Genomic DNA, 21976 nt, shown 5'->3' on the forward strand with positions numbered 1-21976 from the left:
CTACAGTGATGATTTGGCCCACAATGCGGCCCCCAACAGCCCACTATCCTGCCGGTGATGCGCAGCTTGCACCGGCACCCGGTAGATTGCTGGCAATATCTTTTGTGCGCCGATGACCCGCTCCAAATAGCCGACAGCTAACCCAACACTCCCCCCCAGAATGACCACCTCCAGATCCAATGCCATTTTCATATCGGCCAGCATCTGAGCAATCGCAGCCGCCGAGCGGCTAATAATGTTTTCCGCCGGAATATTACCCTGCTGCGCTAATGCAAATACCTTGGCGGCGTCCACCGGCTGTTTCCAGCCCAGAGTTTCTGCGCCGATTGCGCTACCGGAGGCCACACTCTCAACACATCCTCGCCGGCCACAGCCACACAGTAAACCATGGGGATCAGACAAAGTGTGGCCAATGTGTCCTGCCAGCCCGTTTTGACCCACCAGCAACTTTTTATTCAGCACGATGCCGCCGCCCACCCCGGTGGAAACCGTCACAAACATCATGTTATTGACTGAAATTATATGGTCACAATCACGACTTAATGCCTGATACTCAGCCCAGGCGGCGGCCTGCCCATCATTGAGCAGCACACAAGGCAAGTCAGCAATAGACTGGATACAATCTTGTAAGGGAAAATCTGCTAATCCTCCCAGATTGGCTGGATTAAGTGCCGTCAAGCGGCCACCGCTGATAATCCCGGTTGAAGCAACAGCAATAAAATCAACTAGATGGCGATAGGGCGCAATTAATGTTTCCAGTGTGATAGCCAGTTGTGCTGCCCCTCCACGTGGTGTCGCCACCTGCTGACGGCCAATCAACATGCCGCTTTCAGTCACCACTGCCGCCGCAATTTTTGTGCCACCGATATCCAATGCCAACACTTTACCCATCTGGCCTAACCTCTTGCACCTATAGTGAATGTCATGACGATGATGGCATGACTATGGCAACTTTCCCGCCAAAACTCCATTAATATTTTAAATGAGGAGTAATACTCCAATTCAAAATACCTTCATTGACTGGGAAAAACCTCAGTACGGCGCCGCCTATGGTGCCAAGCTCGCAAGGTGTGCTTCACATTTTAGCTTTCTCACCATTGCACCTCGGCAATAAAAGATCTAACATAATGGAGTGAAACTTCATTTAGAATTTAATATCGGAGCAAAAAGCCGTGAGCAATCTGACTGTGAGTGACCAGATGATGAGTAACACAAATAATCTTCGCCACAAGCTCCAAAATGGACTGATTGCTTCTTGCCAGCCAGTGCCGGGCAGTGCCATGGATACCCCAGAAATTGTAGCAGCAATGGCATTGGCGGCACTGGCGGGCGGTGCAGTCGGCCTGCGGGTGGAGGGTATTAGCAACATTGAGGCCGTGCGTAAGGTGACTGATGCTCCCATCATCGGCATTATTAAACGCGACCTGCCCGACTCCGAGGTTAGAATTACACCGTGGCTGGAAGATGTTGATGCCCTGAGTGTTGCCGGTGCCGATATTATTGCATTTGATGTCACCTGCCGCCCGCGCCCGGTGTCCGTGGCAGCGCTGTATCAGCGGGTTCGGGCAACTGGCCGTCTGGCGATGGCGGATGCCTCCAATCTGGATGATGGTCTGCTGGCATTCCGGCTGGGCATCGACTTTATCGGCACCACATTATCCGGCTATACACAAAGCCCAGTTCCCGACCAGCCGGACTTGGCACTGGTTAAACAGTTATCCCAAGAGGGCTGTAAAGTCATTGCAGAGGGCCGTTATAACTCACCCGCACTGGCGGCGGCGGCAATATCTACTGGGGCTTATGCCGTCACCGTCGGCTCGGCCATTACCCGCATTGAACATATTTGCGGTTGGTTCTGTGATGCCATTCAACAACAAGTGCCGCCAGAACACGACGCCGCAAAACTGACTGGATGTTGATTGCACTGAATATTAGTCAATGCAATTGATGGAAAAAACTCAAGATTGATAGCGCTAAAAACTCGCGTGACCGACTGGGTCACCCACTCTGATTTATTAAGGATGCGTATGAAAAAGTTAACTGGCCTGATAGCAGCTCCGCACACCCCTTTTGATGAGCAGGGTGAGGTGAATTATCCCGTCATCGACCAAATTGCAGAGCATTTGGTGAATGATGGCGTGCAAGGCGTTTATGTTTGCGGCACCACCGGTGAGGGTATTCATTGCTCAGTAGAAGAACGTAAAAAAATAGCAGAACGCTGGGTAAAAGCGGCACAAGGCCAACTGAGTATTACCTTACATACCGGCGCACTGAGTATTAAAGATGCCGTCGATCTTTCTCGTCATGCTGAAACACTGGATATCTTCGCGACTTCCGCCATCGGCCCTTGTTTCTTTAAGCCGGGTAATCTTGATGACCTGATTGCTTATTGTCAGGCCATCGCGGCCGCGGCACCGTCAAAAGGTTTCTATTACTATCACTCTGGAATGTCCGGCGTGAATTTAGATATGGAACAATTTTTAATTAAAGCTGAATCAAAAATTCCCAATTTGTCAGGAATTAAATTCAATAATGCGGATTTGTATGAATTCCAGCGCTGCCTGCGAGTAAGCGGCGGGAAATTTGATATCCCATTTGGCGTAGATGAACATTTACCGGGTGGTCTGGCAGTCGGGGCGATTGGTGCCGTCGGCAGCACTTATAATTATGCAGCGCCTCTGTTCCATAAAATTATTGCTAATTTCAATGCCGGCAATATGGCCGCCGTTCAGCGTAGTATGGATCAGGTTATTGCACTTATTCGCGTATTAGTCGAATTTGGTGGGGTGGCCGCCGGAAAAGCTGCAATGCAATTACATGGGATTGATGCTGGTAATCCGCGCTTACCATTGCGCGCGTTAACCAAAGAACAAAAACAAACGGTCCTGAATAGAATGCGCGATGCTGTTGCTATTTAGAGCGGGCCAAAAATAAAGGCCGGGTACCCGGCCTTTCATTATTACAGCGACATTAATTTAGTCAGCGACGGCGCAAAATAATAGCTGCCGGTCACCGGTTTGCTAAAACCGAGTAATAAATCATGCTTCCCATCTACCGAGCCAAACATACTCAATAATTGCTGTTCAATATTGTGTAAACGCGCGCAATAGGCAATGAAATACAAGCCATGTTTGCCACTGGCGGTACCGTAAGGCAAGCTTTGGCGCAGAATTTTCAGCCCCTGACCATTCTCTTTAAGATCAACCCGGCTAACATGGGAAGTGTCGGGGCGCTGGTCTGATGCCAACTCTTGGCTGTCATGCTTGGTACGGCCGATAATTTGTTCTTGTTTGTGCTCAGGAATACGTTGCCACTTTTTCAGGTCGTGCTCATAGCGCTGAACCAAGACATAACTGCCACCAGCATCCTCTTCACCCTCAGCAATGACCGCAACCTCTGGCCGGCTGTCACCTTGTGGGTTCTCGGTGCCATCAATAAAACCGGTAAAATCACGCTCTTCAACCCAGCGAAAACCATGGGTCTCTTCTTCAACCGCAATAGCCTCGCCAAACGCGGCAACAGCGGCTTGCGCTAGGGTAAAATTAATATCTTGCCGTAATGACTGAATATGAATCAATAAATCACGCTGGGTGGCGGGGGCAATCATCGGGGCTTTACCTAAGGCAACAAAAGGTTTTAACTCTTGCGCCCCCTGACCATTGGACAGGTCATGCCAAATATCTGAACCAAAAGCAATAACAGCGCCTAAATGCTCATTAGGGTATTTTTGTTGTAATTCTTGTAGCGCCAGACAGAATTTTTTGCACCCCTGGCGAATGGCATCAAATTCGCCTTGCACTTTTGCCTCCATGAAAATGGCAAAACGGCAATGTTCCAGCAAAATGCCACTCTGAACTTGAGTCATTTTTCTTCCTCACTAAAAAACCATACCAATTATGCCGAATATCATAGCTGAAGCGATTAAAATAACCTTGCGTCAACGCAAAATAAAATTGGGCGGGGTGCCAAGACATTGAGTGAAAGGAGATAATTAAGGCGCCAAATATAAGTCGCGCCTTAATAGAGTGGCAATAAGACGATAATAATATTTATTCGCTTTTAGCGCGCCATATAATCTTGCTGACTTTCCAGCTTTGCAAAGTATCGTCAGATGGCATTAAGCCCTCTGGGCCATGCCAGTCGCCCGCAAATAAATAGCTGACATGCTGACTGTCTGGCGCAGCACATTCTATCTGCTCACTATCATCGCCAGTGCCTTTATGACAAACGCCAAAAGCTTTTTTATAGAGCTGGCTAAATGGCGTCCCAACACTCACACCCCATTGGCTCGGAATATCTTTATCCATAACGTCAATGCGCTCTACCGTGCCTTTTGGCTGACCGGAGATAGTCAATTTAATTTGATTTTCTTTCATTGCCTGGAAGAAAGACACTAACTTGCCATCATTGGTTGCCATACCGCTGCGCAGCCGATAATCACCTTGCAACCCTTCTTTGATGTCATTCTCACTTAAGGGCGTACTGGCCGTGATACCACCGACACCTTTATCCGTAACTTGCATGCGACTGCTGCCGCCAAACCAATTAAGCGGTGACAAACTTGACCAAGAAAAGCCGGACGTGGCTGAACACCCGGCCAGCAACAAAGGGGCCCCCAGTAATAACAAGCGCGCCCCTGACAACCGTGAGCGAATATTCATCTAAAGCTCCTTAAAAAACCACTGCATCCAATGAGCTTTTCTGCAAAGAACCTTTATCTTGCGAAGAACAATGCACAGAAGCAAAAGCATGACAGTTGAAAATGATAACCAGAGATTGGAGTCCAACACGCGGAAAAAGTGCCATAGCGCTGTAGCCTTTAATTATTCTTTCCCTTAAGCGGCATATCCAAACGAATGCTACCGAAGGGAAAGAAGCCGCCAAGTAGATTGATAAAATAGACTTTATCCCCATACATACTTAACCAACAGCCATATTCGGATTAGTTGGATATGTTAATAGGTCAATTCTAACGTAGTTTTGGTCTAGTATTGGTTAACCAGACTGGCACAGTTTCTGGTTTTAAATGTAATCATTCATTCATTGAAGGAGCAATAAAATGAAGAAGCTGACCTTAGCTGCAACCTTAGTTATGTTATGCAGCACACCTTTCTTGGCGCAAAGTGCGACAAACACCGCACAAGGTGGTTTTGATGGCCCAGCAACAACACAGACGCAACCTGTAGCACAAGGTGGGTTCTCCGGCCCGAGCGCCACGAATACGACAGTAGATAAAGTGAAAAGCATGCGCGATGATGCCCGCGTTACTCTGGAGGGGAATATCGTCGAGCGCCTGGGCCATGATACTTACACTTTCCGCGATAGCACCGGCACCATCACTGTTGATATCGACAGCAAACGCTGGAAAGGTCAAACCATCACACCACAAGATAAAGTCCAAATTGAAGGGAAAGTTGATAAAGACTGGAACTCTGTGGAAGTCGATGTGAAAAATATTACTAAGATTAAATAATTTTCTTTAACCTCGGGTACTGTATTTGTATCAATGCAGTGCCCGACATTTACATTCCCTCTTCATTCCCGACCCCACAAATAAAAAACCTCTCAACAATATTGGATGTAAATATATTTAATTAAACTACTGTGAAAACATGTTTATTATTTGTTTATTTTAACTGAACTAGAAATTGATTAGATTACAATGTATCAGGCATATCAAGACAAGTCGCCTGTAGTTATAAACTATAATCTCAGCCAATAAACCAGGAAAGAAAATGATAAATAATCACCATGCAACAGAGAATTCAGAAGTCAAAGTATTAAATGGGGAGTCAGTAGATGACAATTTCGAGATAGACTTAGGAGTGAATAGTTATGTTATTAGAGATTCTGGTGGCATTGACACTTTGACATTTAAAGACACCAAAATAGAAAACTTAGAATATTCTAATAGAGGTGGCCGTGCCTATATCCGTGATAAAAAAACTCAAAACGTTGTGACATTTGATGATAGCGGTTACGCCGAACGTAAGAGAAATGTAGATAAAGCCTATGATTCATTTAACTCGACCTATCAAAGTATTGATATGGAAAAGGCTCTGGCAATGGAGTCTGATACCGGTATCACTTTCCGTCGTGAGCTATTTGAATTCCATAAACTGTACGATTTTTATCAGCAAGGAAGGTTTCCAGCCGCGCTTCTTTCAGAATCTGTTGACCATGTTAATAGTAAACTTGACGAAATGATTGGTGTAGCTGACTCACGGAATAACAAAAATAGTTTAACTCTTTACACGACAATAAAAACAGCCTTTAGTGATTACACCACTCAACTGATTGAGTTAGATACAAATCATGCAACGGTTATTGAAAAAATAAACGTTGATGGTAAGATATATGATATAAAAGATGTGTTAATTTCCCCGGCATTAAATAACCCCTACACCGAACACCCCGAAAAAACCCCAAAAAATATTTCCGAACTTGCCGATATAACTAATATTAGAATGCTTAAAGATAACATCTCCGACTATACAGAAAAGGAAGTGGAAAACCTTAATGATGAGATATACTCAGCCGACACCATGATTGAATATATGGCAGAATTCAAAGATCTAGGTCAAGAGCTAGGAATACAAAGAATGCCTAATTACTATGATTTCAATCCTATGCCCAATATTGTTACAGTCCATTAATTATACGCCACATTCGAGATAAACTTTCCCTCCGTTTGGAGGGGAAGTTTATAGCTACTCCGTGCTCTCTTCTGCCACCTCAAGAATGAACGGGGGCGGGATTAACCCATGAAGAGCCTGATAATACGCCGCCATCGATGGTAATGGCTTGCCCTGTTAAATAAGTTGAAGCGGCAGAACTTAAAAAGAGTACGGCGCCAATCAAGTCATCTGGATTACCTAATCGCCCTTGCGGAATAAAGTTCTGGAACCATTTTGAACGATATTCGTCATCCCACAGTGGGCGGGTAAATTCGGTCTTAATAAATCCGGGTTCAATGGCATTAACTTGAATATTATCACCCACCCATTCGCGCGCCATTGCCTTGGTTAATTGGCTGACTGCCGCTTTTGATGCGGCGTACACCGAAATGGTATTAAATGCATGTTTCGCACTCAGTGAGCTGATATTAACAATTTTCCCTCCCCCCTGTTTCGCCATATAAGGTTGGACGGCTTGCGCCAGAAAATAGACACTGCGTAAGTTAATATCAATGATTGCATCAAAGTCTTCGGCGCTGACATCTTTAATGGGCTTTCGACGATTAACTCCCGCGCTGGTGAGCAAAACATCAATTTGCCCCAATTGCTCATACACGGTATCGACTAATTGCCGGCAAGCGGCGACATCACTCAAATCAGCAATTATTGATAAAGCTTTGCCCCCCTCAGCTTCAATGACATCTTGAATTGGTTGGATACGTGCAATATCAATATCATGTAGCGCCACAGTCGCACCGGCATTGGCCAATGCTTTGCTCAGCACACTGCCAATTGCCCCACCCGCGCCAGAAACCAAAACCACTTTGCCCCGTAAAGAAAATAACTTATCAATAATATGACTCATAAATACCCTCAAATTGTCAGCCGTCGACGCGACAGTCAGCATTGAAATAGACAGTCAGCATTGAGATAAATGTTAACAACGCCATTTTTGACTAAAATCTAGAGCTCCACTGGCCGCGCAGGGTCGAGAATCCATTCACTCCAGGAACCCACATAATGTTTGGCATCCCCCAGCCCAGCATGCGCCACTGCCAATAGATTCTGTGCTGCTGTCACCCCCGAACCGCAGTAAAAAATAGTGCGCTCAATCGGAATCTCGCCCAATAAACGAGTGTAATGCTGGCGTAATTCTTGCGGCGAGCGGAATAGTCCATCGCTGTCTAGCGTATTGGCGCGGTCGGCCAACCTAGCACCCAAAATATGCCCACGCACCGGATCATGATATACACCGCCGCCATGAAAACCGGCTTCTGAGCGGGAATCAAACACCGCCCATTGCAGGTTCTGGCGAACACTATCGACCTGCTCCACGTTGGCCAGGTAATCAGAGCGCTCTTTGGCTATGAATACCGCAGGGGCCGGGGCTGGAACCTCGGTGGAAAGGGGGTGGCCGCCATCAATCCATTGCGGCCAGCCGCCATCTAATACCGCCACAGCATCATGTCCCAACCAACGCAACATCCACCATGTCCGTGATGCCGCCATTAGTCCCCCACTGGCGTCATACACCACGACCTGAGTGTTAGGGCCAATTCCCCACTGGGAAAGCGTTTTTGCAAATACCTCAATTGGCGGCAGTGGTCGCCGGCCGGTCTGCCCAGGAATAACAGCGCCAGCCAAATCAGTGGCCAGATTGGCGTAGTGAGCGCCGGGAATATGCCCGGCCAGATACTGGTTTTGCCCCCAATTTTCATCATCCAGTGTGAAGCGCGCATCCAAAATGACCCAATGGCTATCCTGTAGATGCGCAGCCAATTCATTGGCTGAAATTATGGTTTTGTACGTCATATAACCCCCAGGTAAAAATAATCAGTCTGCATTTAGACCGGCAGGCCGGGTAGTGGAATATGTTCTGCAATTAACCCCTGTTCTCTGACTGAAAGCCAAAACTCTACTGGGATAGCATGCTGAAAATTCAATGAATTTTGTGTGACGTCAGTTGGCCGGGATGGGCCATACAGCACACTGGCAACAGCACTGAATGCCAATGGAAACTGCAAGGCGGCAGCCGCCAGTGGGACCGCAAAATCAGTGGCGACGGCCTGCAGTTTTCTGACTCTATCAGCCACTGAAAGCGGCAATTTGCCGTAGTCATAACGCGCGTCATCATGGATACCGGTCGCCAAGACCCCGGAGTTAAATACGCCACCAATGACGATGCCAGCCCCCTGCTGCTGCGCCCGTAACAGCTCGTCGGCATAGATTTGTTGCTCAAGTAAGGTGTAGCGCGAGGCCACCAGAAACACATCTAATGGATAGCTATCCAAAAAAAGGTTAATCATGCCCGGCTCATTAATGCCAGCGCCGAATGCAGCAATCTCCCCGGCTGCTTTCAACTCCTCCAGTGCTCTGAAGCCCCCCGATTCCAGCTCTTTTAACTTGGCACGCAAATCTTGTTCTTGGGGGAAATAGCCCGTATCCAAATCATGGATATATAAAATATCGACTTTATTGATCCCCAGCCGCTGTAGGCTATCTTCATAGGAGCGTAAAATGCCGTCATAGGTGTAATCGTGAACATGGTCAAAGGCCAGCCCACCTTGCCAGGGCGCGGTTTGAAATGTTTTTCGCGCGCCAGGTGCTATCAGCCGCCGGCCCACTTTGGTCGATAGCACATAGTCATCTCGATGTTTTCTATACAGAAATCGCCCAGTTCGGTGCTCCCCTTGACCTCGCCCATACCAAGGTGCGGTGTCATATAAGCGGATACCGCTCTCCCATGCGGCCGCCAGTGTCGCCTGCGCATCCTGTTCCGCAATCTCTTCGAACAACTCACCTAATGGGCATGTCCCCACCCCGACAGTCGGTATTTGAAACCCAGTTCTCCCCAATGATCGTGTGTTTTCTAACCCCATGATTTCTCCTCGCCATGCTTAATCTCTTGCGGGCTGAACTTGCTGCGCCGTTGAAGCGGACAAATAGGCCGCCTCGAGCAAACCGTAAGTCAATAAACTGTCCCACCCTGATGTTTCCGGTTCACGATGGTGGCGCAAACACGCAATAAAATGGCGTTGGGTATGCACCACACTGTCCTGAATCTGTGTCCAGGGCTCGCGCGTCCATAAACGCGCATCATGCTCAATTTTTTCTACTCTGGATTGGCCATTGGCGTGGACGGTAAGCACCTGATTGGCACCAATTAATAATGTGCCGGCCGTGCCTTCAATCTCGACCAATGTCTGTGGGAAAAGGTCTGGATGCCGTCGCGATGCATAGCTGAAATCAAGCACCGTCGTCGCGCCATTGTCATGTGAGAGCAAGATAGTGGCCGCATCTTCACCGGCAATACCCGCCTTAACTTGCTGGGTGCGGCAAAATACCCCATGAGCTTCGCCAAATAAAAACCGTGCCAAATCCAACAAGTGGATCCCGACGTCCATTATCATGAAACGCTTAACTTTTATTAGGTAGGGTTGGTTGGCATAGACATCAATAGCGGTGCGCCACGAGAGTCGGCCAAAGGTTAATGCCCCCAACTCGCCACTGTCGATAACCTTTCTGGCAGCTCTGAATACATTCTGAAAACGAAAATCCTCATGCACCATCAGCGGCACATTCGCCGCCTGTGCCATTGCCACCATCCGGCGGCACCCGTCCAAGTCCGGGGCAAACGGCTTTTGCACAATGACTGGAATATGATGTGATAGCGCGGCTTCCACCAAGGCTTCATGGGTTTCCATCGTGGTGGGAATATCGACAAAATCGAGCGTTTGCGTCGCGAATAGCGCGTTAACATCCGCAGTGTAATGCGCAATACCAAATGCCTCGGCCGCCGCTTTGGCTTTCTCAATATCCAAATCACAGACGGACACAATCTCGACATCGGCAATATCTTGCCAACCGGCCAGGTGGTTCTGGGCAAAAAATCCGCAGCCCACAACGGCCCCTTTTAGTTTTGCAGTCATAGCTTAATTTCTCTGATAACTGATTCTCGCCACTGCATAAGCATCTAAACTGATGCCCGCAGCGGTATCCAGCACGTCACTTTGCTGACGAAATCGGTCGGGTGATAACGCCGCCAGCTCACTGTGAGCCACATCCAAAATTCGCACCTGAGCCACACCGACATCAGCGAGGGTGACACTCACCGGCTCACTCGATAGATTGGCCAGCAACAGAATGTTCTGGCGGCTCTCTTGCCAGCCAATAACCGCCAGTTTTTCACTGCTTGATGCCGTAGCAAGGCGCGGTTTCCCATGGCCTGCCGCCAAATCAGCGGCCACATGAAATAACGGATACACCGGGCCATCACCCTGCTCATCCCACCACTCTCGGGCATAATTTTGCGGCGTTGAAATCACCCCAAATGGCCCAGTCGGTGCCGCCATAACTAAAGTATCCACCCCATGTTCGGCGATGATAGCGGCGTAACCGACATGCCAGGCCGCAGCAAATAAGCCGCGCTGACGGGGATCATTTTCCGCCAATCCCACCCGGGCAGAGTCCGGGTTAGCCACCGGGCCACTGCCATAGGGGTTTAGCCGCGCACCAATCCCAATCGGGCCGATGTGATAAGGCACATTTCTGATGCTCGGTTTTTCCGAGCCAGCAATCTGTTTTGCCGTGTGAATAATGTGTCTGGCGGAACGAATAATGTGGGGCAATGATTGCAAGGTTTCGATAACCGATGCATCGTCTGCCGCATGCACCGTAGGCGCGGTGGCGTGCGTGATAAAATCGAATGTTCCCACAGCGGGGCGCTTGCGGTTGAACTCCGTAAAAAAGGCCGGACTTCCACCACCGATGGGAATCCCCGGAAAGACTTTTTTAGCCTCGCGATAGATATCTCTATCAGAGGGGGATGGCGGGCGAATTTCACCGGGCTGGAATGAGCGCTCATCAATTTTAGGGAAAATCGCCACTGATATCGGCGAAATACCAACATCTTTTAGCAATTTTGCCGCCTGCGCTATCTCCGCTGCCGGGTCATGACTGGCGGTTAGCAGTAATTCAAACTCCACCGATAAATGGGTGCGGGAGGCCAGTTGGCTGGCGGCGGCGAGATGTTCAATCTGGTGCTGAGCCGCGGGGTCATAGCGCAGTAAAAAGTGGACTGGGCCAAGATTTGCCAGCTGCGGCGCGTAGGCCAGAGCATCCGCACTTTTATCAGCAGACAGCCCCAAACCAATGGCGGGTATCCGCTGCTCAGTGGGCGCTCCCACCGCTACGTAAACAGAAGCCGCGGAGTTAATCGCCGGCACATCAGCCGGTAAAGTGGCGTTGTCGCGAATATTCATGCTTACCGACTGGTGCAACACCTGCTCTGGCAACAGCTGATAAGGGTAAGGCAAGCCAATTGGGCGGCTGTATATTTTAAAAGACGCATCTGACCAATTACGATGATCTTCGGCTTCAAACGTATCGCCATCAAATCGGGTGGTTACCGACAGGCCCTCAACCGGCTGGTGGGTAATGGCGCGAATATCAAAGATAGGCTGCCCAGGGCTAATGGCATCAGGGATAGTTAACTCGGCGCTCCCGCCCGCGGCATGTTCGACCTGCACAGCGCTGCCCGCAAATCCGTCCAAAGGATAGAGCACGACAAATCCGGTACGGTTGGTTGCAAAGGGCGAAGCAGCAATAATCTGGGCGCTTGCCGACAATACCCCATCACTGCGCCCTGCAAAGCGCAGATTAACGCTGACCTGCTCATCGCCATTTATATAATTCGCCTGATAATTCACTTCGAATGAATCATCACCCTGCTGAATATCTAACCCGCTAATCTGCGGCTCAGGTGTGCCCCAACCCGGGGTGCGCACCAGAAATGTCAGCGCACGCAATACTTCAACCCCGCGCCAGCGAATCCAGCGCAAAGCGCCATTATCAAATTCGGCAGATAACCACTTTGCAGATAAAGTGTGTTTCGGCGTCTCTGTGGCAGAGGTGCCGGTCAGGAAGACAGCTCTACTCATCTTTTTTGCCTCTTGATAAAAATATCAAATGTCACGGCGGCAACAATAATGATGCCAATTAGCAGCTGCTGTATGTATGGCGAGATGTTCAAAATGACCAGGCCATTTAGCAGCACGCCAATCAGCAGTGTGCCAATCACTGTTCCCCCAATACTGCCGGTGCCGCCATATAAACTGGTGCCACCAATCACCACGGCCGCGATGACATATAATTCATATTGATTACCTGCCACTGCCTCCGCCGAATTCAGGCGCGCGCTCAGCAAAAAGCCCCCTAACCCGGCTAATAATCCGGTCAGCACATAAACACTGGTTACTACCCCTTTCACATTCAAACCACATAACCGCGCGGCTTCAGGATTGGAGCCAATGGCATAAACCGAGCGGCCATAACGGGTAAAATGCAGTGTCACTGAGGCGAGAATTGCCACCGCGGCAAAGACAATAACCGGCACCGGAACCGGCCCAACCATGCCGCGCCCCCACCAGCCAAAAGCATCATCAAAACCACTGACCGGGCTGCCGTTACTTATCATCAATGTCAGGCCGCGAAACACCGTCAATCCACCCAATGTCACGACAAAGGCGGGCACCATCAGACGAGCAATAATCAATCCTTGCAATGCCCCCGCTAAACCACCGGTGATAATCGCGGCCAATGCTGCCCATTGCCAGGCAATCTCCCGTGCATCAGAAAACAACATAAACTGGCCTTCAATACCGCCCTTGGCGACAACCGCGGCGACCATCCCCGATAAAGCAGCAATGGCCCCAACAGACAAATCAATGCCACGGGTCAAAATAATGAATGTCATCCCCACGGCGATAATGCCGTAGATGGAGACTTGTCTGACGATATTAAAAAGATTGATTGATGAGAGAAAACGCGGAGCTAATAAGGTAAATAGCGCCATTAACAGCACAAGAAAAATAAGCGGAGCATAACGCGCCAAAATAGCTTTCTTCTTATTGCGATTTTTATTTCCAATCAGGATTGTCGAACTCATAGTCATCTCTCTAATCCAATAAATTAATTCACACTGGCGGAATATGGCGCGTCATCAATTGCATGACATTCTCTTCATTGGCCTCATACGCCGACAATTCCCCAGTCAATTGGCCCGCCCGCATGGTGAGAATACGGTCACTGACGGCAAGAATTTCTGGCAAATCTGAGGAAATCAAAATGATAGCGACGCCCTTTGCGGCCATATCACGTAACAATCGGTGGACATCGGCTTTCGCAGCAATATCAACTCCGCGAGTCGGCTCATCGACAATCAGGAGAGCGGGGTTCTGTGCCATCCACCGAGCCAATACCACTTTTTGCTGATTGCCGCCCGACAGCGTGGCAATATCAGCGCCCAAACTGACCGCGCGTAGGTTTAACTGTTTTTTAAAATCAAGGAAGGAAAGCCGTTCACGTTGCCTGTCAATAAAGTGGCTGGCGGCAGGTGAAGGCGAGTAGATAATCGCGAAATTCTCCTCTACTGTCAGAGACATAAACAAAGCTTGCTGCTTGCGGTCTTCCGGCACCAAGCCGATACCAGCGGCAATCGCATCACGCGGAGAAGACGGATGAAAAGCTTTCCCTCGGATGCGTATTGTCCCACTCCCGATGGGATCTGCGCCAAATAGCAGCCGGGCAATCTCTGTTCTGCCAGCCCCCACTAACCCGGCAAAACCGACAATCTCACCGGCCTTCACTGAGAAACTGACATTACGTACATTGGCACTTTCCCCCCCAACCGCCGCACTCGATAAGTTTTCGACAGTCAGAATATTACGACCTGTAATACCGCGCGCAGAGCGGTCGAACTCAGCTAAATCACGGCCAACCATCAGCCGGACAAGACTATCAATAGAGACATCCTTGACTTCACCCTGCCCAACTAATTGGCCATCTCTCAATACGCTGTAGGTCTCACATAAAGTTTTAATTTCCTCAAGCCGATGGCTAACATAAATAACAGCCACCCCATTTTCAGAAATGGTACCCACCACCTGTTTTAATTTTTCGACTTCTGTAGGACTTAATGCCGCAGTAGGCTCATCCATGATAATTAATTGGGGTTTGGCTGTGAGTGCGCGGGCAATTTCAACCAACTGTTGCTCAGCAATACTTAACTCAGCAATCTTGCGCAATGGATTGATAGCTACACCAAGCAATGCCAATACTTGGCGTGTATCATTCTCAATGACTTTCCTACGAATAAAACCCCAGCGATTAACCGGTAAGTGCCCAGCAAAAATAGTTTCGGCGACGGTTAAATCCGGAAATAAACTAAATTCCTGATGAATCGTTGTAATACCCGCTTGCCAAGCATCCAGTGGTTTATTAAATGATGTCGAGTGGCCTTGTAAAATAATACTGCCGCCATCGGGTTGATACACACCACTTAATATATTAATCAGCGTCGATTTCCCTGCGCCATTCTCGCCTAGCAACGCTCTTATTTCTCCAGCCCGTAAAGAAAAAGAGATATTATCCAGTACCGTCTGACCAAAAAATAATTTGGTCAGATTCCGGACACTAATATATTTACCGCCATCCCAATTTTCGCCTAAAGAATCGGGATGAGACGATAATGACAAAGTCTCGAACGACATTATTTGACGAGCCCAATACGTTCTGCATCATTAAGATTTTTACTGGTAATAGCAACTGGAGTCACTAAAACATCAGCGGTTGCTGGGCGAGCACCAGTGCGAATGTAATCAGTCAGAATCTTGACCGCTTCACGGCCTTGTTTACCTGGATATTGATCAACTGTCGCCGTTAATACACCATCGCGGACTGCTTTTAATGCATCAGTTGAACCATCGTAACCAAAGATAGCAATTTTGCCTTTCAAACCACGCGCCTCAACAGCTTGAGCGGCCCCCAAGGCGCTGTCATCATTACCTGCGACAATAACTGTTGGGGTATTTGCCAAACCGGTTAACAGATTTTCTGTTACCGATAAACCTTGATCACGGTTAAAGCGCGCAGTTTGCTCCGCAACAAATTTGTAAAGTTCAGGATGCTTATCTAATGCATCATGTACACCTTTATTGCGGTCATTAGCTGTTTTGTCACCAGGGATTCCCTGCAAGTTAATAACAGTCGCACCCTGAGGGAATAATTTTTCTACCGCCTCCCCCTGTCGCTGCGCACCAATTAAATTATCTGCGGCCACATTAGCAATAACCTCTGGTACCCCATTGACCGGGCGGTCAATAGTCACAACCGAAATACCTTCTTTAATTGCATTACGTAATACCGGAGCCAAAGCAGTGGCATCTGCTGGAGCAATAATAATACCATCAACTCCTTGGACAATAGCTGCTTCAATATCAGCAATTTGTTTAGGTGCGCTTAATTGACCATCAGAGCGAATGACTTTTACATTGCCCAATTTCTTAGCTTCATCTTCAAGTTGTTCTTGTAGAAAAACAAAATGTGGGAAGCTGTATGTCAATGCTGAAACTAGAATCGTTACCGGCGCATCCTTACCTTTCGGCGCAGCATTGGCTGAGAATGCAAAGGTGCTCAGGGTAATAGCTAATGTAGTCATTAAATAAGTTATTTTGCGCATAAGATAACACTTCCCCGTTCATATAAAATTATCTAATATATAGAAATAAGAAAAAATATAGAAAGTGATAAATTAAAATCACTGTCAGTCTTTTTGGTAAAACAATATAATTTGACTATATCATGATGATGATTATTTAAAATGAAGTTCTACATGATATTTTCACATTTAAATATGCGAAAAGTAGGATATCAATTTCAATAAAAGTATTAACTAAAGAACAAAATGATATTTACGATATTATTGCGAAAATCTTATTTGAATGGAGCTAGCAATGAGCCGGAGTCAGACCAATAATATTAGCCAAATGCTTGACGATAAGCCAAGGAGCAAAATAGTGGGAGCGCGCTCCGCTGGCGCGCCCAACTCAAGCTAAACCCTCAATACTCCTGATCGACAATCAGCCGTTTGCCCAGCATGATGCTGTCTTGGGTTTCGTAATCCAGCTTTTCATACATGCCAATTACCGCGTCGTTATCTTCGCGCACCATAATATTCAGCTTTGGGCAGCCACGGGCGATAAGTTTTTTTTCCAGGCGACTGATCAGCGCATTGGCAAAGCCACGACCACGAAAATCGGGGTGAACCCCCAGATAATAGGCTGAACCACGGTGGCCGTCATAACCGCCCATTACCGAGCCGACAATCGCGCCGCTGACTTCCGCCACTAGAAATAATTCGGGGTCATGATTCAACTTCCGTTCAATATCCATTTCCGGATCATTCCAAGGCCGCAGTAAGTCACAATGCTCCCACAGCAGAATCACTTCTTCAAAATCACTTTGCTGAAATACACGGATTTCCATGGATATTCGCACCCTTGAGTAAAATGGATATGCTGATCATTACGCAATATTATATCACGCAATAATAAAGTGATATTTCCCATAGCGATAGTACGCAATGATATTTGAGAAGCAGCAGATAAACCTCATACCGCGCCCAACGCAATAAGCATTAATCCACACCGAGAGTACAACAATGATGGCAAATCGGGGTATACTTAGCCCCTGAAAATTTCCTGGTAACAAGAACCCCTCTAATGAATTTACCCGATATCGCCCAAATCAAAATCTATCTGCTGGATTTGCAGGATAGAATCTGCACTGTGTTGACTCAAGCCGATGGCAGCGCGAAATTCACAGAAGAAAACTGGGTGCGTGAAGAGGGGGGCGGTGGCCGCAGCCGGGTATTGGTTAAAGGGGCGGTATTCGAGCAAGCCGGGGTCAACTTTTCGCAGGTCTCAGGCGCGACACTACCTGCATCCGCCACCGCCCATCGCCCTGAACTGGCGGGCCGCAGTTTTCAGGCGCTGGGCGTGTCGCTCGTTATTCATCCACTCAGCCCTTATCTGCCCACCAGCCATGCTAATGTGCGCTTTTTTATTGCGGAAAAACCCGGTGAAGACCCCGTGTGGTGGTTTGGTGGTGGCTTTGATTTAACCCCCTTTTACGGTTTTGAAGAAGATGCGATTCACTGGCATAAAACCGCCCATCATTTGTGCCAGCCATTTGGTGAGCAAATTTATCCGCGTTATAAAAAATGGTGCGATGACTATTTCTATATTAAGCACCGCAATGAAGCCCGTGGTATTGGCGGCCTATTCTTCGATGATTTAAACAGCCCCGATTTTAATACCTGCTTTAACTTTACTCAGGCGGTTGGCAATGGTTTTCTTGATGCTTATATGCCAATTGTTGCGCGCCGCAAAGCATTGAGTTGGGGAGAGCGCGAGCGCGAATTCCAGCTTTATCGCCGTGGTCGTTATGTCGAATTTAATCTGGTTTGGGATCGTGGTACGTTATTCGGCTTGCAAACCGGTGGCCGCACAGAATCTATTTTAATGTCTCTGCCGCCGCTTGTGCGCTGGGAATATAATTATCAACCGGCGACAGATAGCGCTGAAGCGGCACTGTACCGCGATTTTTTGCCAGTCAAAGATTGGCTAGCCGCAGGAGAACATGACTGATGCAAATTTGGGTTGATGCGGACGCCTGTCCGAATGTCATTAAGGACGTGTTATTTCGGGCCGCAGACCGCACCAGCATAATGGTGACACTGGTGGCGAATCAGCCACTGAAAACTCCGCCCTCAAAGTTTATTCGTACATTGCAGGTGGCATCCGGTTTTGATGTTGCCGATAACGAAATCGTGCAGCGTGTCGAAAAAAATGATTTAGTCATTACCGCTGATATTCCGCTGGCGGCGGAGGTGATTGAGAAAGGAGGAATTGCACTAAACCCTCGCGGCGAACGCTATACTCCCGACACGATTCGTGAGCGGCTGAATATGCGCGATTTTATGGACACCATGCGCGCCAGTGGTATTCAAACCGGTGGCCCCAACACCTTAAATCAGCGCGACCGCCAGCAGTTTGCCAATGAGCTGGATAAGTGGCTCCAGCAAGCTCGCAAAGCCCATGGTTAAATTTGCCCTAAAAAAGAAAAAACCCGCACGTATAAAACGGCGGGTTTGATGCACAACACCAAAAATAAATCGTTATAACGGTTGGGTTTGCGCCTCTACCACCGCTAATGCCACCATATTCACGATACGCCGCACAGAAGCAATTGGCGTCAGAATATGCACCGGTTTTGCAACCCCCATCAGCACCGGCCCGACGGTCACCCCCTCAGAAGAAGTTACGCGCAGCAAGTTATAACTGATGCGCGCAGCTTCCATATTCGGCATAATCAGCACGTTGGCGGCCCCTTTCAGTGGGCTGTCTGGCATCAGGTTATGGCGGATACTTTCCACCAGCGCGGCATCACCGTGCATTTCACCGTCAATCTCCAATTCAGGTGCCATCTGATTCACCAGCTCGAGTGTCCGGCGCATTTTACGGGCTGCCGGGCAATTCGAGGTGCCGAAACTCGAATGTGATAGCAATGCCACCTTGGGTTCGATACCAAAACGGCGCACAGTTTCAGCTGCCATCAGCGTAATCTCTGCCAGTTGCTCCGGCGTGGGATCATCATTGACGTAAGTATCGGCAATAAAAGTGTTACCGGTTGGCAACAGCAGCGCATTCATCGCGCCCGCCACATGCGCACCGTCGCGGAAACCAAAGACTTTTTCGACGACATCATAATGCTCATGATAGGTGCCAATGGTGCCACAAATCATAGCATCGGCTTCTCCCCGATGAACCATAATGGAGCCAATCAGGGTTGGGTTACCAATCACGGCGCGGCGTGCCTGTTCCTGCGAGACGCCACGGCGTTTCATGATTTGATAGTATTCGTGCCAGTATTCATTAAAACGCGGGTCAGATTCATTATTGACCACTTCGAAATCTTTTCCGGCCGTAATTTGCAGACCCAATTTTTTCAGTCGGGTCTCAATGACACTTGGGCGACCAATCAAGATTGGATATGCCAGCCCCTGAGAAACCAGCTCTTGGGTCGCATGCAATACCCGCTCTTCTTCCCCCTCAGCCAACACCACCCGTTTTATCTCTTTTTTCGCCTGTGAGAAAATCGGCTTCATAAACAGGTTAGTTTTGTAGACAAACTCCGTCAGTTTCTCGACATAAGCACTAAAATCTGTGATTGGGCGCGTTGCCACACCGGAGTCCATCGCCGCTTTTGCCACCGCCGGGGCGATTTTCACAATCAAACGCGGGTCAAATGGTTTAGGAATGATGTATTCAGGGCCAAAGGAAAGGTCTTGTTCACCATAAGCCGATGCCACCACATCACTCTGCTCAGCCAATGCCAAGTCTGCAATTGCATGCACACAAGCCAGTTTCATCTCTTCGTTAATCGTGGTCGCGCCCACGTCTAATGCGCCACGGAAGATAAACGGGAAGCACAGCACGTTGTTGACCTGATTGGGGTAATCCGAACGGCCTGTACAGATAATCGCATCTGGCCGCACGGCTTTTGCCAATGGCGGTAAAATTTCAGGTTCCGGGTTCGCCAGCGCCAGAATCAGCGGGCTAGGTGCCATGGTTTTCACCATGTCTGGTGTGAGAACACCTGGGCCGGAGCAGCCGAGGAAAATATCCGCCCCCGGCACTGCATCGCCCAAGGTGCGCTGGCCGTTGTCTTCAATGGCGTAAGCCGCTTTGGTTTGCTCCATATTGGCTTCACGGCCTTTATAGATAACGCCCTTAGAATCACACACCGTGATGTTGTGATGCTTCAATCCCAAGGCAACTAACAAGTTCAAACAAGCAATGGAGGCAGCACCAGCCCCTGAAACCACCAACTTCACATCACTAATGTCTTTCTTCACGACCCGCAAGCCATTAAGCACTGCGGCGGTACAGATAATTGCCGTACCATGCTGATCATCATGGAATACTGGGATCTTCATGCGCTCACGCAATTTCTGTTCAATATAGAAGCACTCTGGTGCTTTGATATCTTCCAAATTAATGCCACCAAAGGTGGGTTCCAGCGAAGCAATAATATCGATCAGTTTGTCTGGGTTGTGTTCATCGATTTCAATATCAAACACATCAATACCGGAGAATTTCTTAAATAGAACCCCCTTTCCTTCCATTACCGGCTTACCGGCCAATGCACCAATATTCCCCAGCCCCAGCACGGCGGTGCCATTTGAAATAACAGCAACCAGATTACCGCGCGCCGTATATTTATAAGCCGCCAAGGGGTCAGCAGCAATTTCCAGACAAGGTGCCGCAACACCGGGAGAATAAGCCAGCGCCAAATCCCGTTGGGTCGCTAGTGGTTTAGTTGGCGATACCTGAATTTTCCCCGGAGTAGGATATTGGTGAAAATCAAGTGCGCTCTGTTTTAATTGTTCGTCCATCGTAGGTTCCCTTTGCTTTTATGCTTTGAGGTGGAATGACCAGTATAGTGAGTGAATTATCACAATCTATGAAGCAGGGCATACTCTGCATAACATTTTTGCATCAACAGAAGAATTTACTTATCAATCAGAGGGGATTATCAACATTCGGAGGGTTCAGTGCCGCAGGGTCACGGCAACAGAATAGCGCGAAGCACGGAATAGGAAGAATATTAATTTAATAAGCCGTGGATTTGGGCGTATTGCAATAGCATGATGGTTTTACCATCTTTAATTCGGCCATCGGCCATCATGGCAAGAGTTTCAGTGAACGGTAATTCGACGACCTCAATCACCTCATCCTCTACCCCAACGTCATCGGTAACTTTCTGGTCCGGATGATATTGTGCAGCAAAGAAATAGATAATTTCAGTGACGCCACCCGGTGACATATAGGCTTCAAATAACTTCTGTACTTTATCAACCTGATAACCGGTCTCTTCCATGGCTTCGCGGCGAATACATTCTTCGGGAGAGTCGTTATCCAGCAAGCCGGCGCAAGCTTCCAGTAACATGCCGTCAGGATTGCCATTCACATAAGTCGGCATGCGGAATTGATTCGTTAGCACCACAGTGCCATTAGCGCGGTTATATAACAGAATAGTCGCGCCATTCCCGCGATCATACACTTCGCGAATCTGCTGTACTGCCGTTCCATTATCAGTAACTAAATCAAAAGTATATTTATGTAGTTTGAACCAGTTTTTAGATAACAATTCACTCTGAATATTTTCAATTTTGACTGACATAAGACCTTCTTTATCTGGCTAATAATAATTAGCGTAATCTATCACTTGCGAGTTTATAAACTTCATTACGATCTCTTTTGCCAACGGCAAATAGGTCTTATCATGAAAAGAACACGCCAAGATTGCAATAAAAAACGCCCGGCTGACATCATGTCTACAGGGCGTTTGATTCGGGTGGGCGAGTGCAGCTAACACCGCTGCAGCGTCAAGAACTT

General features: G+C 48.2%; 20 protein-coding genes. 6 read left to right on the top strand and 14 right to left on the bottom strand.

The window, feature by feature from the left end; all coding sequences use genetic code 11:
- Complete coding sequence (locus tag D5F51_RS15565) at positions 1-891, bottom strand: N-acetylmannosamine kinase (protein WP_129197729.1); 891 nt, start codon at positions 889-891, stop codon at positions 1-3.
- A 311-nt stretch (positions 892-1202) separates the two neighbouring features.
- Between D5F51_RS15565 and D5F51_RS15570 the strand changes: the two genes are divergently transcribed.
- Positions 1203-1919 carry an N-acetylmannosamine-6-phosphate 2-epimerase gene (locus tag D5F51_RS15570; protein ID WP_129199385.1) on the top strand — a complete coding sequence of 239 codons (717 nt, stop codon included), beginning with the start codon at positions 1203-1205 and terminating at the stop codon, positions 1917-1919.
- 108 nt (positions 1920-2027) lie between these two features.
- On the top strand, positions 2028-2918 hold the full coding sequence (locus D5F51_RS15575; protein ID WP_129197731.1) for a dihydrodipicolinate synthase family protein: 891 nt from the start codon (positions 2028-2030) through the stop codon (positions 2916-2918).
- 41 nt (positions 2919-2959) lie between these two features.
- On the opposite strand, the gene D5F51_RS15580 is transcribed toward D5F51_RS15575, so the two are convergent.
- Both D5F51_RS15580 and D5F51_RS15585 read right to left on the bottom strand, forming a co-directional pair.
- Positions 2960-3865, bottom strand: a complete 906-nt coding sequence (locus tag D5F51_RS15580; protein WP_025379114.1) for a Dyp-type peroxidase — start codon at positions 3863-3865, stop codon at positions 2960-2962.
- 184 nt (positions 3866-4049) lie between these two features.
- A complete protein-coding gene (locus tag D5F51_RS15585) occupies positions 4050-4661 on the bottom strand; it encodes an RpoE-regulated lipoprotein (protein WP_025379115.1) in 612 nt (203 codons plus the stop codon).
- A gap of 398 nt (positions 4662-5059) precedes the next feature.
- Here D5F51_RS15585 and D5F51_RS15590 point away from each other — a divergent pair, with 398 nt between their 5' ends.
- Both D5F51_RS15590 and D5F51_RS15595 read left to right on the top strand, forming a co-directional pair.
- Positions 5060-5473 carry a YgiW/YdeI family stress tolerance OB fold protein gene (locus tag D5F51_RS15590; RefSeq protein ID WP_025379116.1) on the top strand — a complete coding sequence of 138 codons (414 nt, stop codon included), beginning with the start codon at positions 5060-5062 and terminating at the stop codon, positions 5471-5473.
- 262 nt (positions 5474-5735) lie between these two features.
- A complete protein-coding gene (locus D5F51_RS15595; protein ID WP_129197733.1) occupies positions 5736-6656 on the top strand; it encodes a hypothetical protein in 921 nt (306 codons plus the stop codon).
- Between the two features lie 79 nt (positions 6657-6735).
- On the opposite strand, the gene D5F51_RS15600 is transcribed toward D5F51_RS15595, so the two are convergent.
- From D5F51_RS15600 to D5F51_RS15640, 9 genes are all read right to left on the bottom strand, one after another.
- Positions 6736-7542 (bottom strand): SDR family NAD(P)-dependent oxidoreductase, encoded by an 807-nt coding sequence (locus D5F51_RS15600; RefSeq protein ID WP_245994808.1) that lies wholly within the window; start codon positions 7540-7542, stop codon positions 6736-6738.
- A 98-nt stretch (positions 7543-7640) separates the two neighbouring features.
- Complete coding sequence (locus D5F51_RS15605) at positions 7641-8489, bottom strand: sulfurtransferase (protein WP_129197737.1); 849 nt, start codon at positions 8487-8489, stop codon at positions 7641-7643.
- Positions 8490-8521: 32 nt separating this feature from the next.
- Entirely contained in the window at positions 8522-9556 is a 1035-nt protein-coding gene (locus tag D5F51_RS15610) for an aldo/keto reductase (RefSeq protein WP_129197739.1), read from the bottom strand.
- Positions 9557-9574: 18 nt separating this feature from the next.
- The gene (locus D5F51_RS15615; RefSeq protein WP_129197741.1) at positions 9575-10606 is read right to left on the bottom strand and encodes a Gfo/Idh/MocA family protein; all 1032 of its coding nucleotides are present in this window, start codon (positions 10604-10606) and stop codon (positions 9575-9577) included.
- A gap of 3 nt (positions 10607-10609) precedes the next feature.
- Positions 10610-12616 carry a D-apionate lactonase family protein gene (locus D5F51_RS15620; protein ID WP_129197743.1) on the bottom strand — a complete coding sequence of 669 codons (2007 nt, stop codon included), beginning with the start codon at positions 12614-12616 and terminating at the stop codon, positions 10610-10612.
- Entirely contained in the window at positions 12613-13623 is a 1011-nt protein-coding gene (locus D5F51_RS15625; protein WP_129197745.1) for an ABC transporter permease, read from the bottom strand. The genes D5F51_RS15620 and D5F51_RS15625 overlap by 4 nt, the downstream gene beginning before the upstream one ends.
- A 28-nt stretch (positions 13624-13651) precedes the next feature.
- Entirely contained in the window at positions 13652-15226 is a 1575-nt protein-coding gene (locus tag D5F51_RS15630) for a sugar ABC transporter ATP-binding protein (protein WP_129197747.1), read from the bottom strand.
- Positions 15226-16194 carry a substrate-binding domain-containing protein gene (locus tag D5F51_RS15635; protein WP_129197749.1) on the bottom strand — a complete coding sequence of 323 codons (969 nt, stop codon included), beginning with the start codon at positions 16192-16194 and terminating at the stop codon, positions 15226-15228. Before D5F51_RS15635 ends, D5F51_RS15630 begins: the two co-directional genes overlap by 1 nt.
- 380 nt (positions 16195-16574) lie before the next feature.
- Positions 16575-17000, bottom strand: coding sequence for a GNAT family acetyltransferase (locus D5F51_RS15640; RefSeq protein WP_005166566.1), 426 nt, complete (start codon positions 16998-17000; stop codon positions 16575-16577).
- Between the two features lie 236 nt (positions 17001-17236).
- Between D5F51_RS15640 and hemF the strand changes: the two genes are divergently transcribed.
- Together hemF and D5F51_RS15650 are read left to right on the top strand one after the other, a co-directional pair.
- On the top strand, positions 17237-18163 hold the full coding sequence (gene hemF / locus D5F51_RS15645; RefSeq protein ID WP_129197751.1) for an oxygen-dependent coproporphyrinogen oxidase: 927 nt from the start codon (positions 17237-17239) through the stop codon (positions 18161-18163).
- Positions 18163-18621, top strand: a complete 459-nt coding sequence (locus D5F51_RS15650; RefSeq protein WP_025379126.1) for a YaiI/YqxD family protein — start codon at positions 18163-18165, stop codon at positions 18619-18621. Before hemF ends, D5F51_RS15650 begins: the two co-directional genes overlap by 1 nt.
- A 72-nt stretch (positions 18622-18693) precedes the next feature.
- Here the strand turns inward: D5F51_RS15650 and maeB are convergent, their stop codons facing one another.
- Together maeB and nudK are read right to left on the bottom strand one after the other, a co-directional pair.
- A complete protein-coding gene (gene maeB / locus D5F51_RS15655) occupies positions 18694-20973 on the bottom strand; it encodes an NADP-dependent oxaloacetate-decarboxylating malate dehydrogenase (protein WP_129197753.1) in 2280 nt (759 codons plus the stop codon).
- 212 nt (positions 20974-21185) lie between these two features.
- Positions 21186-21761: a GDP-mannose pyrophosphatase NudK gene (nudK, locus tag D5F51_RS15660; RefSeq protein ID WP_129197755.1), complete on the bottom strand. Its 576-nt coding sequence runs from the start codon at positions 21759-21761 to the stop codon at positions 21186-21188.
- Positions 21762-21976: the final 215 nt, after the last annotated feature.

It is taken from the genome of Yersinia hibernica (assembly GCF_004124235.1).
GTDB lineage: Bacteria > Pseudomonadota > Gammaproteobacteria > Enterobacterales > Enterobacteriaceae > Yersinia > Yersinia hibernica.